A 15,469-nucleotide genomic window follows, 5' to 3' on the forward strand; every position below is an offset into this window, starting at 1 on the left:
CAACAGGTGTGCATTCACGAACACCGCTTTTGTTGCAAACTTCTCCCCACCGCGTGAGCCAGCACATCCCGTTTCGTGATCCAATGACATAAACTGGGGATTGGGCGCGTTTGGTGGCACAGGTTTTCTAGATCTTGAAGCGCGTCCCAATTGGATTCGCTATTTTTGGTTGACCCTTTTCAGGCTTTGGAGATTCGTTGCCCGGATACCGCTGTCCGTCGATGTCGAACCGGCGGGGCAGGACTGTGGGCGGTGGTGAGAAACTCGGTGCCGCCGCCAATGCACTCACCTGACAGTGACGTTTTCCCAACCACCGCCAACCACACTCAAAATGCGGTTGCTTCCCTCACGAGGTGGACTGTCACACCACGTCCAGCGATCACCCTTGGTTCGATCGTGATGGCTAGGCCATCGGCGTTCTTGTGCCCGGTGCGTGTCTGGATCTGTCCGTGAGAGAAATGTCAGTCTGGTTGAAGGTGGATCGGATTCCGCGTTCCGCAATCCGGCTGCCAGCCTTCATGTTCTTTCAGGCTGTCCAGCTGTCGAAATCGATAGAGTTTTCACGCAGGCGCTGTTCGTTCATCCGCCTCTGTAGATCGATACAGCCTAACTTCTGCACGCCAAGCCCAGCCTGATGCCCCTTCGATACTCCAATGGTCTGTTCATACAAAAGCGGCTTCACCTCATCGTTTGCCTTCTCCCTTGAAGCACAGGCTATCCTTAAACGCGGAACACATCAGGGATGCAGATTGCACGCCGTCGATCGGCTGGCCGCATCCTGTGAAAATGATAAGGGTAGATCTGTTAACTTGGAGGGAGCAACTTTTCGACAGAAGGAAGCTGTCATTACCTCATCGTTCGTGAGGCCAACGGCCGCATTAGACTTTGTAGCGGGATGCGCTTTGTCCGACGGCAGGTGCTAAGCTAGTTATTGAGGGTGCAATCGAGGGCTAAACACTTTTTTCCCTCGACCGGAGGCTCCGGTCGAAGGCAGTCATTATATACAGTGGTCAGTTGTTTGACTTGCGAACCACGTTGCGGATCTTGCTTCGTTTGTGGCCTTCAAAGTCGCTGCTAGACAAAATCATCTGGATTTGCTGTCTGTCAAAGTCGGTCAAGTTAGATAGGTCTTGGTTCGGAGCGTATCGCGCAATATCGCTTTCGAGGCTGGCATACGCCGTCGAAGAAAAACCGAGTGAGGCAACAAACGTCGAAAGGGCGACCAAAAATATGAAACGCATTTTGCGTCCTCTTCTGTTACTAAATAAGGCAATTGTACCAGACGTGCGCAGGGGGCAAAAGTAACGGTCCTGTCAACTCTGGCTGATACGCAAAAATTGGCGCATGCGAAACGGATCCGGGCTCGCTTTGAGGTCTTGTCGCAGCGGAATGGACATCAATCTATTCGGTGCCACTATTATTGCTTGCCAGACTGCCGAACCCCGTGTACTCCGCCCAAGTTCCTATGAGGAATAACGAGGCGGGGTGATTCCCGCCTTTTGGGTTCGATGAAGGTCTGCGGCGGTCGTGGGTCCTCCTCTCAACTCCAACGCCAATAAAGGTATGTTCAATGTCTCAGAACATCCGTATCCGGCTTAAAGCGTTTGACTACCGTGTTCTCGACGCCTCTACACAAGAGATCGTCAACACAGCCAAACGTACCGGTGCCACGGTCCGCGGTCCTATCCCGCTGCCCAACAAGATCGAAAAGTTTACTGTTCTACGTGGTCCACACGTAAACAAAAAGTCGCGTGACCAGTTCGAGATCCGTACGCACAAGCGTATGCTCGACATTGTCGACCCGACTCCACAGACTGTTGATGCCCTGATGAAACTCGACCTCGCCGCCGGCGTTGACGTCGAGATCAAAGTATAAGGGGGTCACATGCGCTCTGGTATTATCGCAAAGAAAGTCGGGATGACTCGCGTCTTCATGGAAGATGGCAAGCAGATCCCAGTGACTGTTCTACAACTCGAAAACCTGCAGGTTGTTGCTCAGCGTACTGCTGAAGACAATGGTTACACAGCTGTTCAGCTGGGTGCCGGCACAGCCAAGGTTAAACGCACAAGCAAAGCCATGCGTGGTCACTTCGCCAAGGCGAATGTTGAACCCAAGCGCAAGGTTGCTGAATTCCGCGTTGCTCCTGAAAACATGATCGAAGTGGGCGCGGAAATTACCGCTGAACACTATAACGAGGGCCAGTACGTTGACGTATCCGGCATCTCGATCGGTAAAGGTTTTCAAGGCGGCATGAAGCGTTGGAACTTTGGCGGTCTGCGCGCGACACACGGTGTTTCGATCAGCCACCGTTCGCACGGTTCGACAGGTCAGTGTCAGAATCCCGGTAAGGTTTTCAAAGGCAAGAAAATGGCCGGTCACATGGGTGCAGCCCGTGTTACCACCCAAAACCTTCAGGTTGTCAAAGCTGACGCGGATCGCGGCATCTTGATGATCAAAGGCGCCGTTCCTGGTTCCAAAGGTGGTTGGGTTACGGTCAAAGACGCCGTGAAAAAGCCGCTGCCCGATGACGTGCCAACACCGGCCGGTCTTCGCGCAACTGCCGCACCTGCAGAAGCTCCTGCAGAAGGAGGTGAAGCATGAAACTTGATGTGATCAAACTTGACGGCGCGTCCGTAGGTTCGGTGGATCTGGACGAAGCACTGTTCGGCGTTGAGCCGCGTGCAGACATCCTTCACCGTGTGGTTCGCTGGCAGCGTAACAACGCGCAGGCCGGTACCCACAAGGTAAAGACCCGCTCGGAAGTTAGCTACTCGACCAAGAAGATCTATCGCCAAAAAGGCACCGGTGGCGCACGTCACGGTTCCCGCAAGGCGCCCATCTTCCGTAAAGGTGGCATCTATAAGGGTCCAACACCGCGTTCGCACGGTCACGACCTGCAAAAGAAAGTCCGCGCACTTGGTCTGAAAATGGCTTTGTCTGCTAAGGCTGCAACTGGTTCGCTGGTTGTGATCGAGGACATCAACACCGACGGCAAGACCAAGACCTTGGCAAATCAGATCAAGGCTCTGGGTTGGAAGCGCGCGCTGGTCATCGACGGAGCTTCGGTTAACGAAGAATTCCTGAAGGCCGCTCGCAACATCGAAGGTCTGGACGTTCTGCCCACCATGGGTGCCAACGTTTATGACATCCTGCGCCGTGACACGCTTGTGCTCACAAAAGCGGGTGTCGAAGCACTGGAGGCTCGCCTGAAATGAGCGCGAAAGCACAACACTACGACATCGTTCGCAAGCCGATCGTAACCGAGAAAACCACAATGGCATCCGAAAACGGTGCAGTGGTTTTCGAAGTCGCCATCGATAGCAACAAGCCACAGATCAAAGAGGCCGTTGAGGCTCTCTTTGGTGTGAAGGTGAAAGCGGTTAACACCACAATCACCAAAGGCAAAGTCAAGCGTTTCAAGGGCACCACCGGTCGCCGTAAAGACGTTAAAAAGGCCTATGTAATGCTCGAAGAGGGCAACACCATCGACGTGACCACTGGTCTCTAAGAAGGTTTGGCATCGCCATTGAAAAGGCCCTCTGCGCAAGCAGGGGGCCTTTTTCGTTGTGGCGAATGGGCTACAGGTGAGCCATGAGATTTGTCTTTCCCCTTATGCGCGTGGCGTCAAAATAAGATGTTCTCTTCATACAGCTTTGTGGTGAGGGAATATGAACAAACAAATAGCGGAATTTCTTGGGACTTTTACCTTGGTCCTGTTCGGGTGTGGGGCCGCGGTGATTGCCGGAGATGACATCGGCCTGACTGGCATCAGTTTTGCATTCGGTTTGGCGTTGATTGGAATGGCCTATGGTATCGGGTCCGTTTCCGGCTGCCATATCAACCCAGCGGTTTCTTTGGGAATGGTGGCCGCGGGCAGGATGAGTGTCGGTGAGGCGATCACTTACATTGTCGCGCAGGTTGCCGGTGCGGTTGCGGCTGCGGCTGTCTTGTTGATGATTGCGTCGGGCAAAGCGGATTACACCGTCGCCGCCAACGGGCTTGGCCAAAATGGATGGGGCGCGGGTTATCAAGCTGAATACGGCATGATGGCGGCCTTCGTCTTTGAACTGGTGGCGACTTTTCTGTTTATGGTGGTGATTTTAGGCGCAACCAGTGCAGGGGCTCCGGCGCAGTTGGCAGGTTTGGCGATTGGTCTTGCCTTGGTGGCAATTCACCTTGTCGGGATCAAGGTTACTGGTGTTTCAGTGAATCCGGCACGGTCGATTGGCCCAGCCTTGTTTGCAGGATCAGCTGCGGTTGGCCAGCTTTGGCTGTTTATCGTTGCCCCGATTTTGGGTGCCGCCGCCGCAGGTGTTTTGTTCCGTAGTGGAATGCTAACAGCACCAGAGTAAACGGGCCGGCCAGAGTATCGAAAATGGAAAGCCCCCTGTCAGGCGGGGGCTTTTTCTTGTTAGCAGCGCTCAAAAAGACAGAAGATCAACCAAAGATAACTTCGTACAAGAGTTTGAAGGACACCAAACCAAGAGCGATTTCCACCAACAGATAGAACATGCGCTCTGACAAAATCTTCGAAACGGTTGCACCGCTCCATGCGCCGGCAAGGGCCATCGGGGCCAGCCAGATCGCTTGGGTAAAGCTGTCCCACGTGATTTGCCCCGCGATAATGAAGGGCGGAACTTTCATCAGGTTGATGGCAGAAAACAGGATCGTTGTTGTCCCGAGGTAGACCATTTTGTCCAAACGTTGCGGTAGGACATAGGCCTGATAGGGCGGGCCGCCAGCATGAGAAATATAGCTGGTCAGGCCGGTCAACGTGCCCCAAAAAATACCGCGCGGAATGTCCGCAGGCTTTGCTGGAACATCGCCTTTGGACAAGCGGCCGCGCAAGGCATTGGCGAGATACAAAAAGCCGACAGCAGCGACCAGGAGCTTGACAAGATCTCCGGACACGTGAGCTACGGCGACATATCCCAAAAGAATTCCTGCAATGGCTCCGGGCATTAGAATTTTGAGGTTCCGAACCGAAAATGCCTTGCGAAACAGATACACTGCATAGGCATCCGCAACGATATAGATCGGCAACAACAAACCCGCTGCCTGAGCCGGATCCATGAACAGCGACATCAATGGAACCGCGAGGATGGCAATCATCGGCACGCCGCCCTTGGACAGCCCCATCAAATAGGCCGCAAGTCCTGCGACAATCCAGTATTCCATGCGTTGACCTTTATTTGGCGGATTTAGGCGGTTTCGGGTGCCTTGTGTCGGGTTGGCTTTTACCGTTGTGCCAAGACGGCGAGCAGAACAACAGCCATCATAGTGGTGGCCATCGCTATATTTATGACCGAATGCGTGCGGTCAGATAGGTTCAGGCGGTGGAGTGATACGCCAGCCCACAGCCAGAGAAAATGTATGGGAATCCAGATCGCATTGACGATCAGAAATTTAAGTCCAACTTCGACGACATAAGAGTCGGGCCAAAAGGCAAAGCCGGTAAAGAGTGCTGTGTTGACGGCATAGGCCTTGGGGTTAAACAGCTGGAGCACTATGCCACCATAAATGCCGGGCGGATCAGCGCGTTCAATAAATGCGATGCGTGATCCAGCAAAAGCAATCCGCAGGGCAAGATAGGCGACATATCCAAAAGACAGTATAAAAAACACCGTCCGGATACGTTCGTCAGCGATAATCAGAGTCGCCAAGCCGCTGACGACAGCCAAGGCAACCAGATTTGTGCCAATGAACAACCCACCGACGTAGCGCGCTCCGGTCCGAAAGCCGAACCCAGCCCCAACCCCGGCAGTAGAGAGCACACCGGGGCCGGGTGTGATAATCAAGAAAAAGACTGCGGCGGCGAAGGTTAACATGTGAATTGGATAAGCTTTTCGGAGGCGGTTTGCAATGGGAGGGCCGGGACCGGTATTGTATAGGTCTGTTGTGTCCATGAGGGCCCCAAGCTGCGTTATGGGTTCTGCGCCGCCAGCGTGAGTTAAATGCGCCTTCCTGATCGCGCTTAAGAGAGGCGATTTATTTCCCCGCCGCCCCTGTCGCACCGGTTCATTCTGAACGCTCGACCACAGGTTCAGGCCCTGCATTTTGAGGAGTTTGAACGCGCAGCTCAAAAAAGAGGTGGGGCCTATAGACCACCCCATGATTCCCTGATAGACGCGCTCCATGTCCAAGGCTCCAGATTCGTTCTGGGGCCTTGTGATCTTTTCGTCGGGGACCTTCGGGGCCCTATACTCCGGGGCTAACGCCCCAAACACAGGCGAGCCCCGTTCGGGGAATTCGTCGAAAAACGGAAGTCAGAAAGCATGGCATTAAAGTCGTATAAGCCGACTACGCCAGGCCAGCGTGGGCTGGTTCTGATCGACCGTTCGGAGCTGTGGAAAGGTCGTCCTGTCAAGGCACTCACTGAGGGTCTGACTAAAAAGGGCGGTCGTAACAACACCGGACGGATCACGATGCGTCGCAAAGGCGGTGGGGCAAAGCGCCTCTATCGTATCGTAGATTTTAAGCGGAACAAATTCGACGTGACAGCAACTGTTGCACGTATTGAATATGACCCTAACCGGACCGCATTTATCGCACTCGTTCAATATGACGATGGCGAACAGGCCTATATTCTTGCACCTCAGCGTCTCGCCATTGGTGACCGCGTTGTTGCAAGCGCCAAGGCCGACATCAAGCCCGGTAACGCGATGCCCTTCAGCGGCATGCCGATCGGTACTATTGTTCACAACATCGAAATGAAGCCTGGTAAAGGTGGTCAAATCGCGCGTGCAGCTGGTACTTATGCCCAGTTTGTTGGTCGTGACGGTGGCTACGCCCAGATCCGCCTCAGCTCGGGTGAACTGCGCTTGGTTCGTCAGGAATGCATGGCCACCATCGGTGCTGTGTCCAACCCTGACAACTCAAACCAGAACTTCGGTAAAGCCGGCCGTATGCGCCACAAAGGCATCCGTCCGAGCGTTCGTGGTGTCGTAATGAACCCAATCGATCACCCACATGGTGGTGGTGAAGGCCGGACATCGGGTGGTCGTCACCCTGTTTCGCCTTGGGGTAAACCGACCAAGGGCAAGCGTACCCGCAATACCAACAAAGCGTCGCAGAAGCTGATCATCCGCTCGCGCCACGCCAAGAAGAAGGGACGCTAATTAATGTCTCGCTCTGTTTGGAAGGGCCCATTTGTCGATGCCTACGTCCTGAAAAAGGCCGAAAAAGCACGCGACTCGGGCAAGAACGAAGTTATCAAGATCTGGTCGCGTCGTTCGACAATCCTGCCGCAATTCGTCGGTCTGACTTTTGCCGTGTATAACGGTCACAAGCATATCCCAGTGAACATCACTGAGGACATGATTGGTCAGAAGTTCGGTGAATATTCGCCAACGCGTACCTATTATGGTCACGCGGCCGACAAAAAAGCCAAAAGGAAATAAGCCATGGGCAAGGATAAAAATCCCCGCCGCGTGGCGGACAACGAAGCGATGGCAAAGCTGCGCATGCTGCGCACCTCGCCGCAGAAACTCAACCTTGTTGCCCAACTTATTCGTGGCAAAAAAGTTGATCGCGCTCTTGTCGATCTGACCTTCTCTAAGAAGCGGATCGCCGAAGATGTGAAAAAGTGCCTGCAGTCCGCCATTGCAAACGCTGAGAACAATCACGGTCTGGACGTTGACGAACTCGTCGTCGCCGAGGCCTATGTTGGTAAGAACCTGATCATGAAGCGCGGTCGTCCTCGGGCGCGTGGTCGTTTTGGTCGGATCAACAAGCCGTTCTCGGAACTCACCATCAAGGTGCGTCAGGTTGAGGAGCAAGCCTAATGGGTAATAAAACAAACCCGATCGGTATGCGTCTGCAGGTGAACCGCACCTGGGACAGCCGTTGGTACGCTGACACCAAAGACTACGGTGATCTGCTGTTGGAAGACCTCGCGATCCGCGATTTCATCCACAAAGAGTGTAAGCAGGCCGGTATTGCCCGCGTGATCATTGAACGCCCTCACAAGAAGTGCCGTGTATCTGTACACACAGCGCGTCCGGGTGTGATCATCGGCAAAAAAGGTGCTGACATCGAAGTTCTGCGCAAGAAGCTGGCGGCTATGACCGACAGCGAAGTGCACCTGAACATCGTTGAAGTGCGCAAGCCCGAGCTGGACGCCCAGCTTGTTGGTGAGAGCATTGCTCAGCAGCTGGAACGCCGTGTGTCTTTCCGCCGTGCGATGAAGCGCGCTGTTCAAAACGCCATGCGTATGGGCGCCCTGGGTATCCGGGTGAACGTTGCTGGTCGTTTGGGCGGTGCAGAAATCGCGCGTACCGAATGGTACCGCGAGGGCCGAGTGCCCCTTCACACGCTGCGTGCTGACATCGATCACGCCCAAGTCGAAGCTTCGACCGCCTATGGTATCATTGGTATCAAGGTCTGGATCTTCAAGGGTGAGATCATGGAGCACGACCCGGCGGCACGCGATCGTAAATCGCAAGAAGTTCAAGATGGCCCAGCACCTCGCGGTGCAGGTGGTCGTCGTGATAACCGGGGGTAATCATGCTTCAGCCAAAGCGTACTAAATTCCGCAAGATGTTCAAAGGCCGTATCAAAGGCCTTGCCAAAGGTGGTTCCGATGTAACGTTCGGCACTTACGGTCTTAAGGCTCTTGAGCCTGAGCGCGTAACTGCCCGTCAGATCGAAGCTGCACGTCGTGCCATGACTCGTCATATGAAGCGTCAAGGTAACGTTTGGATCCGCATCTTCCCAGACACACCTATCACTGCCAAGCCTATCGAAGTTCGTATGGGTAAAGGTAAGGGTTCTGTGGACCGTTGGGCCTGTAAGGTTAAGCCGGGCCGCATCATGTTCGAAATCGACGGTGTATCCGAAGATGTCGCCCGTGAGGCTCTGCGTCTGGCCGCGATGAAACTGCCGGTGAAAACCCGCGTAGTCATCCGCGAAGACTGGTAAACTGCGCAGGGGGTTCGCCCCCTTCCAGTGCCAAGATTAACAAAACCCCCGGCGCTTCATGCGCCGGGGGTTTTGCTTTTTGAAAAATCGGATACTGTGCGCCCACAACCGGAAGGGGAGGCTGTCCAGTGTTGTCACATCTCAAAGGCAAAGTGACCCTTGCCGTCATGTCTGCGGCCAAGCGTGGAAATCCCTTGGCCAAACAGCTGGTGACACAGGAAACCAAACGGTTCGCCAGCACCTTGCCTGATCAGTCCCCAATCATTACCGGCGATTACATGATACCGGACCTCAACCGGCCCCTGCCAGAAGACATGCAAGGTGGAATGCTGGGTGACTACGAGATGAAGGCGCTGGATATCACGCCAATTCAATCAACCGATTTGAAGGGCCGCAAGGTTGCCGCAGCCATGATCTCTCTGGGGTCCTACGGTGTCGGAACTCATGGCTTTTTCGGCCTTCTATTCGAAGACGAGCACTGGCTGGTTGTCCCCGTCCATATGGCGCGGTCTTGGTTGTCTTTGGATGGTCGTATTCTTGAGGATGAACGTGACACACGGGCTTGGATTCAAAACGGCGACGATGCCGCGATGTCCGACCGCCTTATGGGAGCCGAGATAACAGAGGCGATGTTTGCGGCGCACGCGTTGGCGCTGGAGTTTGACAATGGTGCCTCCTTGAGGATCGCCAAAGATCCCGCGCAAAGGCCAAAGTTCCCAGATGGAGCCGCCCGCGCATTTCTACCCACCGACAACTTGGCAAACGCAGTTTTTCTGAGCCCGTCAGGCGAGATCTTCGTCTAGGGTTCTTTTCTGATATGGCTACACGCATGGGGCATATTTGCAGCACCTGCCGTTTGGTATTGCGAGGGGTGAGCCCTGTCGCTACTTCAGCTAAAGGCCACCTAAGCTGAGGAGGGCATTCATGTCCGAGATCAAATCGCTGTTTGCGACCCGCCTGTACCGCGCCGAACTTTCTGAATTTGGCGATCCCATCGACCCAGCTGTCCTTGAGGCGTCGTGCTATTCCATTGCCGAGGATGATGAAGCCGGTCAGGAGTGGTGCGAGAACGAGGGCTATCCGGGCTACACATCCTATGCATCCTTGACGGATTTGCCGTGGCGGTTCCCCATCTTTAAGACCCTTGTCGACGCACTGGATCAGCATGTCGCGGCCTTTGTCGAGGAACTTGATTTCGATCTGGGCGACAAGGGGCTTAGCCTTGAGGATATCTGGATCAACATCCTGCCCCCCGGCGGCATGCATTCGAACCACATCCATCCCCATTCGGTGATTTCGGGTACAACCTATGTTGAGATGCCAGAAGGTGCGAGCGCGCTCAAACTTGAAGATCCGCGTTTGCCGATGATGATGGCTGCCCCGCCCCGCAAAAAGACGGCCCGCGAGGACCTGAAAGCTTTTGTCTATCAGGCCCCCAAGGTTGGCGACGTGCTGCTTTGGGAAAGTTGGCTGCGCCACGAAGTACCAATGAACCTAGCCGAAGAAGACAACCGCATCAGCGTGAGCTTCAACTACAAGTGGGAATGACGCCTCAGGGCGTGATTGATGAATAAGCATTGCTAGGTCTCTGGAATTGGAGGCTCTGCAATGCTTTGGTAATTGTCCTGCCGTAACCTTCAGCTCTGATGAGTGATCCGAGCTGACTGTGCTATTCAAAACAATCAATCTTCTGTTGCCTGTATTGCTGCCTTCATGGCGGTTTTTCAAAACCGTGGCGGCATCTCCGCGCGTCGAAGTTCGGGTCACGATAGATGGACACACCTCGGATTGGGTCTGCAGTCACCCGGAACCGGATCACATTGGCCTTGGCGCAATGATCGCCCGGCTGTTCTGGAACCCGCAGCGCAACAACAAGCTATATATGGTTAGCCTCTCTGAGCGCTTGGCAGAGGCGGAAACCAAGCATTCCACACAGGAGCTGGCGCGTTTGGTAGGCGCTACTCTGTCCGGTCGTGAAGGCGCGTTCGAATACCGCCTGCTCTTTTTGCAGCGTGATGGCAAGAAGATCATCCGCTTCTTGGAATACCAAAGCCCTCTTTTGCCCATTGGCAAAGGTGCGGCGTGACGTCAGCAGAAACCGTTCAGATCATGGGCCCGATGTTGGGTTTGGTGGTCGGTCAACAAACGTTGGAGCACCTGGCGGACCGATCCCTGAGGGCTCTGCTTGCCTTGCGCCTAGTCCTGTGCGGAATGCTGATCCTTGGCCTATATCCTGCGTTGGCGACTTGGGGATTGTTTGCTTACGGCATCGCGCTGTTGCATCGCTTTGACGGTCCGTACAACGGCGGTTCGGACAAGATGACCATGCTGATTTTAGCCTGCCTAAGCGCTTTCTATATCGCTCCTAGCCCGCTCTGGCAGGATATGGCGTTGTCCTATTTGGCGGTGCAGTTGGTTCTGTCATACTTTGTCTCCGGATACATCAAGATCATCAATCAGGAATGGCGGACCGGACAAGCGCTGCAAGATGTATTTCTCTTTTCGGCTTATCCGGTATCAACATCGTTGCGTGGTTTCGCGACCCATCCTCGGTTGCTATGGGGAATGTCTTGGGCTGTTATGGGGTTTGAGGTCTTGTTCCCTTTGACGCTGATGCATTCCACAGCTTTGCTATTTGGATTGCTGGTCGCAGCCGCGTTTCATTTAACGAATGCCTGTCTTTTCGGCTTGAACCGGTTTTTCTGGATCTGGATTTGCGCCTATCCATCACTGATCTGGTTTCAAGATAGGATTATCGGCTAACGAGGCTGGGCAAAATGGCCAAAATTTGCGCTATGATCGCAGGACTGCCTCTCTCAATTCCGCCTTGCTGGCAAGGAAAAAGCCACTATTTTCGTCACAGGCTTCTTTGGGTTGGATAAGGTCTCCAAAGGCCCTTGCCAGAATCTTCTGGCGGGCGTATAGGCACCCTTCATGCACGGAAAAACGGAATCAGTGCGCCTTGCGCGTGGCTTCTACGTTGACTGTAAACCACCTCACCAGATTTAGGGTGACCCGGACGCAAATGACCGGGGCTCTCTGGTGGAAACCAAAAGGAACAGGCGAATGAACGCCCAAGAACTTATGGACAAGACACCGGATCAACTCCGGGAAGATCTCGTTCAGCTCAAAAAGGAGGCCTTCAACCTCCGCTTCCAAGCCGCATCTGGCGCGCTGGAAAACACTGCTCGCATGCGCGAAGTTCGCCGCAGCGTTGCCCGTGTAAACACCATTTTGAATCAAAAAGCGGCAGCTGCCGCAGCGGAGGCGTAAGCAATGCCCAAGCGTATCCTTACTGGCACTGTAACCTCCACTGCCAACACCCAGACTGTAACTGTCTCGGTTGAGCGCCGTTTTAAGCATCCGGTCATGCAAAAGACCGTGAAGCGTAACAAGAAATACCGTGCTCACGACGAGGCGGAAAAGTTCGCAGTCGGCGATATGGTTCGCATCATTGAATGTGCGCCTCGCTCGAAAACGAAACGTTGGGAGGTTCTGGCTGACTAAGCCAGAGCCTTTTGGCATTCATCGAAACCCTGGGGGAGCTAACGAGAACAGCCCCCATAGGTCGGGAGAAACTATATGATCCAGATGCAGACCAATCTGGATGTAGCTGACAACTCCGGTGCCCGGAAAGTTCAGTGCATCAAGGTCCTCGGCGGCTCGCATCGCCGCTACGCATCGGTCGGCGATATCATCGTCGTATCGGTCAAAGAGGCCATTCCACGTGGTCGCGTTAAAAAGGGTGACGTCCGTAAGGCCGTTGTCGTTCGCACCGCAAAAGAAGTTCGTCGTGATGATGGCACCGCCATCCGTTTTGACCGCAACGCTGCAGTGATCTTGAACACTGCAGGTGAGCCGGTTGGCACGCGTATCTTTGGCCCAGTCGTTCGTGAACTGCGCGCAAAGAACTTCATGAAGATCATCTCACTCGCCCCGGAGGTGCTGTAAGATGGCTGCTAAGTTGAAAAAGGGTGACAAAGTCATCGTTCTTGCTGGCAAAGACAAAGGCAAAACCGGCGAGATCACTTCGGTGAACCCAGCTGCTGGTAAAGCCATTGTTGACGGCGTGAATGTTGCGATCCGTCACCAGCGTCAGTCGCAAACAGCTCAGGGCGGCCGCCTTCCTAAGGCCCTGCCAATCCAGCTGTCGAACCTGGCACTTGTTGATGCAAACGGCAAAGCAACCCGCGTTGGCTTCCGCATGGAAGGTGACAAGAAGGTTCGTTTCGCCAAGACCACAGGGGATGTAATCGATGCTTGATGAGCAAAAGTATACCCCGCGTCTTAAGACGAAGTTCCGCGACGAAATCCGCGCCAAGCTGAAAGAAGAATTCGGCTACAAGAACGACATGCAGATCCCGCGTCTGGATAAAATCGTTCTGAACATTGGTTGTGGTGCCGAAGCGGTACGTGATTCCAAGAAAGCCAAATCGGCGATCGAAGATCTGACAACAATCGCTGGTCAACAGGCCGTCGGTACAAAGGCCAAGAACAGCCACGCGCCGTTCCGCCTGCGTGAAGGCATGATCATTGGTACAAAGGTAACCCTTCGCGGTGACCGTATGTACGAATTTCTTGACCGTCTGACCACTGTTGCAATGCCTCGCATTCGTGACTTCCGTGGCGTGAAACCTTCGTTTGACGGTCGTGGCAACTTTGCCATGGGCCTGAAGGAACACATCGTCTTCCCCGAGATTGATTTCGACAAAGTCGACGAAGTCTGGGGCATGGACATCATCATCACCACGACCGCGGACGACGACGCGGAAGCCAAAGCGCTGTTGAAGCATTTCAACATGCCTTTCAACGCGTAAGGGGATCCACAGACATGGCAAAAAAATCCATGATCGAACGCGAGAAAAAGCGCGAGCGTCTGGTGGCAAAATACGCCGCCAAGCGCGCCGAGCTTAAAGAAATCGCCAACGACGAATCGAAGCCGATGGAAGAGCGTTTCAAAGCGCGTCTGAAACTGGCGAAACTTCCACGCAACTCTTCGGCCACACGCTTGCACAACCGCTGCCAGCTGACCGGTCGTCCTCATGCCTATTACCGTAAGCTCAAAGTCAGCCGTATCGCCCTGCGCGAACTCGGTTCGACCGGCATGCTGCCCGGTATGGTCAAGTCAAGCTGGTAAGGGAGAGTAGAATATGAACGATCCTATCGGCGATATGCTAACTCGTATCCGCAACTCGCAGATGCGTGGTAAATCCACCGTTTTGACACCAGCTTCCAACAAGCGCGCACGCGTTTTGGACGTTTTGGCATCCGAAGGCTATATCCGCGGCTACGAAAGTGGCACGGATTCCGCAGGTCACCCGACCTTCGAAATCAGCCTGAAGTATTATGATGGCGAACCAGTTATTCGCGAATTGGCACGGGTTTCAAAGCCTGGCCGTCGTGTTTACATGGGCGTTAAGGAGATCCCACAGGTCCGTCAGGGTCTGGGTGTCTCGATTGTCTCCACCTCTCAGGGTGTGATGTCGGATGCAAAAGCACGCGCAGCCAATATTGGCGGCGAAGTGCTCTGCACCGTCTTCTAAGGAGGGCTCTATGTCTCGTATTGGGAAAAAACCGGTTGAGCTGCCTTCTGGTGTGACAGCATCTGTTTCGGGTCAGGTTGTTGAAGTTAAGGGGCCGAAAGGCGTCCAGACTTTCACTGCCACCGATGATGTTTCAATCACCGTTGAAGACAGTGCCGTAAAAGTTGCACCGCGTGGCAAGTCAAAGCGCGCGCGTCAGCAATGGGGTATGTCCCGCACAGTGGTGGCCAATTTGGTCCACGGTGTGCAGAACACCTTCAAGAAAGAGCTTGAGATCCACGGCGTTGGTTATCGTGCAGCTGTTCAGGGCAAAACCCTGAAGCTGAACCTTGGCTACTCGCATGACGTGGACTTTGCTATCCCTGAGGGGATCAGCATTGTGTGCGCCAAGCCTACTGAAGTTGTGATCGAAGGTCACGACAAGCAGCAGGTTGGTGAAGTGGCGGCTAAGATCCGCGACTGGCGCCGCCCCGAGCCCTACAAGGGGAAGGGTATTCGCTACAAAGGCGAATTCATCTTCCGCAAAGAAGGCAAGAAGAAGTAAGGACGCACAGCAATGGCAAACAGCAAACGTGTACTGTTCCAAAAGCGCCGCATGCGCGTCCGGAACAAACTCCGCAAGGTCAACGCTGGTCGCGTTCGTCTTTCGGTTCACCGTTCGAACAAGAACATCAGTGTTCAGCTCATCGACGACGTGGCAGGCCGCACTTTGGCAGCTGCATCGACACTCGAGCCAACTCTGGGCCTTGTCGGCAAGAACAACGTCGAAGCCGCAACCAAAGTGGGTGCTTTGATCGCCGAGCGTGCGAAAGCCGCTGGTGTAGAGGAAGCATACTTCGATCGTGGTGGTTTCTTGTTCCACGGCAAAGTGAAGGCCTTGGCCGACGCTGCGCGTGAAGGTGGTTTGAAGATCTAAGACCGATACCGGTCTTACTTGCAGGCGGCGGGTATTCTCGCCGCCTCGATGATTGGGGGGCCCGTTTCGGCGGGTTCACTTCAATTGAAA

The 15,469-nt window shown here is 54.3% G+C and carries 25 protein-coding genes; 23 read left to right on the forward strand and 2 right to left on the reverse strand.

The features are described 5' to 3' along the window. Window positions 1–1,570 precede the first annotated feature (1,570 nt). From rpsJ to C8N36_RS09335, 5 genes are all read left to right on the forward strand, one after another. A complete protein-coding gene (rpsJ, locus tag C8N36_RS09315; protein WP_097803781.1) occupies window positions 1,571–1,876 on the forward strand; it encodes a 30S ribosomal protein S10 in 306 nt (101 codons plus the stop codon). Window positions 1,877–1,885: 9 nt separating this feature from the next. After that, entirely contained in the window at window positions 1,886–2,602 is a 717-nt protein-coding gene (rplC, locus tag C8N36_RS09320; protein WP_097803780.1) for a 50S ribosomal protein L3, read from the forward strand. Next, the gene (gene rplD, locus C8N36_RS09325; RefSeq protein ID WP_097803779.1) at window positions 2,599–3,216 is read left to right on the forward strand and encodes a 50S ribosomal protein L4; all 618 of its coding nucleotides are present in this window, start codon (window positions 2,599–2,601) and stop codon (window positions 3,214–3,216) included. Before rplC ends, rplD begins: the two co-directional genes overlap by 4 nt. Further along, entirely contained in the window at window positions 3,213–3,509 is a 297-nt protein-coding gene (locus C8N36_RS09330; RefSeq protein WP_097803778.1) for a 50S ribosomal protein L23, read from the forward strand. The genes rplD and C8N36_RS09330 overlap by 4 nt, the downstream gene beginning before the upstream one ends. A 160-nt stretch (window positions 3,510–3,669) precedes the next feature. Then, on the forward strand, window positions 3,670–4,353 hold the full coding sequence (locus C8N36_RS09335; protein WP_097803777.1) for an aquaporin: 684 nt from the start codon (window positions 3,670–3,672) through the stop codon (window positions 4,351–4,353). An 85-nt stretch (window positions 4,354–4,438) separates the two neighbouring features. Here the strand turns inward: C8N36_RS09335 and C8N36_RS09340 are convergent, their stop codons facing one another. Beyond that, the gene (locus C8N36_RS09340) at window positions 4,439–5,179 is read right to left on the reverse strand and encodes a sulfite exporter TauE/SafE family protein (protein ID WP_097803776.1); all 741 of its coding nucleotides are present in this window, start codon (window positions 5,177–5,179) and stop codon (window positions 4,439–4,441) included. Window positions 5,180–5,238: 59 nt separating this feature from the next. Then, the gene (locus C8N36_RS09345; RefSeq protein WP_306456905.1) at window positions 5,239–5,907 is read right to left on the reverse strand and encodes a LysE family translocator; all 669 of its coding nucleotides are present in this window, start codon (window positions 5,905–5,907) and stop codon (window positions 5,239–5,241) included. A gap of 369 nt (window positions 5,908–6,276) precedes the next feature. Between C8N36_RS09345 and rplB the strand changes: the two genes are divergently transcribed. The 18 genes from rplB to rplR all read left to right on the forward strand — a co-directional run bounded on the left by rplB (window position 6,277) and on the right by rplR (window position 15,379). After that, window positions 6,277–7,119, forward strand: a complete 843-nt coding sequence (gene rplB, locus C8N36_RS09350) for a 50S ribosomal protein L2 (RefSeq protein ID WP_097803774.1) — start codon at window positions 6,277–6,279, stop codon at window positions 7,117–7,119. Between the two features lie 3 nt (window positions 7,120–7,122). Next, entirely contained in the window at window positions 7,123–7,401 is a 279-nt protein-coding gene (gene rpsS / locus C8N36_RS09355; RefSeq protein ID WP_097803773.1) for a 30S ribosomal protein S19, read from the forward strand. A 3-nt stretch (window positions 7,402–7,404) separates the two neighbouring features. Then, window positions 7,405–7,785 (forward strand): 50S ribosomal protein L22, encoded by a 381-nt coding sequence (rplV, locus tag C8N36_RS09360; RefSeq protein ID WP_097803772.1) that lies wholly within the window; start codon window positions 7,405–7,407, stop codon window positions 7,783–7,785. After that, the gene (gene rpsC, locus C8N36_RS09365; RefSeq protein ID WP_097803771.1) at window positions 7,785–8,504 is read left to right on the forward strand and encodes a 30S ribosomal protein S3; all 720 of its coding nucleotides are present in this window, start codon (window positions 7,785–7,787) and stop codon (window positions 8,502–8,504) included. Before rplV ends, rpsC begins: the two co-directional genes overlap by 1 nt. A 2-nt stretch (window positions 8,505–8,506) precedes the next feature. Then, on the forward strand, window positions 8,507–8,920 hold the full coding sequence (gene rplP / locus C8N36_RS09370; RefSeq protein WP_097803770.1) for a 50S ribosomal protein L16: 414 nt from the start codon (window positions 8,507–8,509) through the stop codon (window positions 8,918–8,920). A gap of 131 nt (window positions 8,921–9,051) precedes the next feature. Then, complete coding sequence (locus C8N36_RS09380; protein WP_141467980.1) at window positions 9,052–9,723, forward strand: hypothetical protein; 672 nt, start codon at window positions 9,052–9,054, stop codon at window positions 9,721–9,723. Between the two features lie 121 nt (window positions 9,724–9,844). Then, entirely contained in the window at window positions 9,845–10,468 is a 624-nt protein-coding gene (locus tag C8N36_RS09385) for a TIGR02466 family protein (RefSeq protein ID WP_097803767.1), read from the forward strand. A 118-nt stretch (window positions 10,469–10,586) separates the two neighbouring features. After that, the gene (locus C8N36_RS09390; RefSeq protein WP_097803766.1) at window positions 10,587–11,006 is read left to right on the forward strand and encodes a hypothetical protein; all 420 of its coding nucleotides are present in this window, start codon (window positions 10,587–10,589) and stop codon (window positions 11,004–11,006) included. Continuing rightward, a complete protein-coding gene (locus tag C8N36_RS09395; RefSeq protein WP_245910779.1) occupies window positions 11,003–11,683 on the forward strand; it encodes an HTTM domain-containing protein in 681 nt (226 codons plus the stop codon). The genes C8N36_RS09390 and C8N36_RS09395 overlap by 4 nt, the downstream gene beginning before the upstream one ends. A 303-nt stretch (window positions 11,684–11,986) precedes the next feature. Continuing rightward, window positions 11,987–12,193 carry a 50S ribosomal protein L29 gene (gene rpmC, locus C8N36_RS09400; protein ID WP_097803765.1) on the forward strand — a complete coding sequence of 69 codons (207 nt, stop codon included), beginning with the start codon at window positions 11,987–11,989 and terminating at the stop codon, window positions 12,191–12,193. A 3-nt stretch (window positions 12,194–12,196) separates the two neighbouring features. Continuing rightward, window positions 12,197–12,427, forward strand: coding sequence for a 30S ribosomal protein S17 (rpsQ, locus tag C8N36_RS09405; protein WP_097803764.1), 231 nt, complete (start codon window positions 12,197–12,199; stop codon window positions 12,425–12,427). Between the two features lie 75 nt (window positions 12,428–12,502). Beyond that, entirely contained in the window at window positions 12,503–12,871 is a 369-nt protein-coding gene (rplN, locus tag C8N36_RS09410) for a 50S ribosomal protein L14 (protein WP_097803763.1), read from the forward strand. Between the two features lies 1 nt (window position 12,872). After that, a complete protein-coding gene (gene rplX, locus C8N36_RS09415; protein WP_097803762.1) occupies window positions 12,873–13,184 on the forward strand; it encodes a 50S ribosomal protein L24 in 312 nt (103 codons plus the stop codon). Continuing rightward, window positions 13,177–13,737: a 50S ribosomal protein L5 gene (rplE, locus tag C8N36_RS09420; protein ID WP_097803761.1), complete on the forward strand. Its 561-nt coding sequence runs from the start codon at window positions 13,177–13,179 to the stop codon at window positions 13,735–13,737. The genes rplX and rplE overlap by 8 nt, the downstream gene beginning before the upstream one ends. A 14-nt stretch (window positions 13,738–13,751) precedes the next feature. Next, window positions 13,752–14,057, forward strand: a complete 306-nt coding sequence (rpsN, locus tag C8N36_RS09425) for a 30S ribosomal protein S14 (RefSeq protein ID WP_097803760.1) — start codon at window positions 13,752–13,754, stop codon at window positions 14,055–14,057. 13 nt (window positions 14,058–14,070) lie between these two features. After that, complete coding sequence (gene rpsH / locus C8N36_RS09430; protein ID WP_097803759.1) at window positions 14,071–14,463, forward strand: 30S ribosomal protein S8; 393 nt, start codon at window positions 14,071–14,073, stop codon at window positions 14,461–14,463. Window positions 14,464–14,473: 10 nt separating this feature from the next. Next, window positions 14,474–15,007, forward strand: a complete 534-nt coding sequence (gene rplF / locus C8N36_RS09435; protein ID WP_097803758.1) for a 50S ribosomal protein L6 — start codon at window positions 14,474–14,476, stop codon at window positions 15,005–15,007. 12 nt (window positions 15,008–15,019) lie between these two features. Next, window positions 15,020–15,379 carry a 50S ribosomal protein L18 gene (rplR, locus tag C8N36_RS09440; RefSeq protein ID WP_097803757.1) on the forward strand — a complete coding sequence of 120 codons (360 nt, stop codon included), beginning with the start codon at window positions 15,020–15,022 and terminating at the stop codon, window positions 15,377–15,379. The last annotated feature ends 90 nt before the right edge of the window (window positions 15,380–15,469 follow it).

The organism is Pelagimonas varians, from assembly GCF_003208435.1.
Lineage (GTDB): Bacteria > Pseudomonadota > Alphaproteobacteria > Rhodobacterales > Rhodobacteraceae > Pelagimonas > Pelagimonas varians.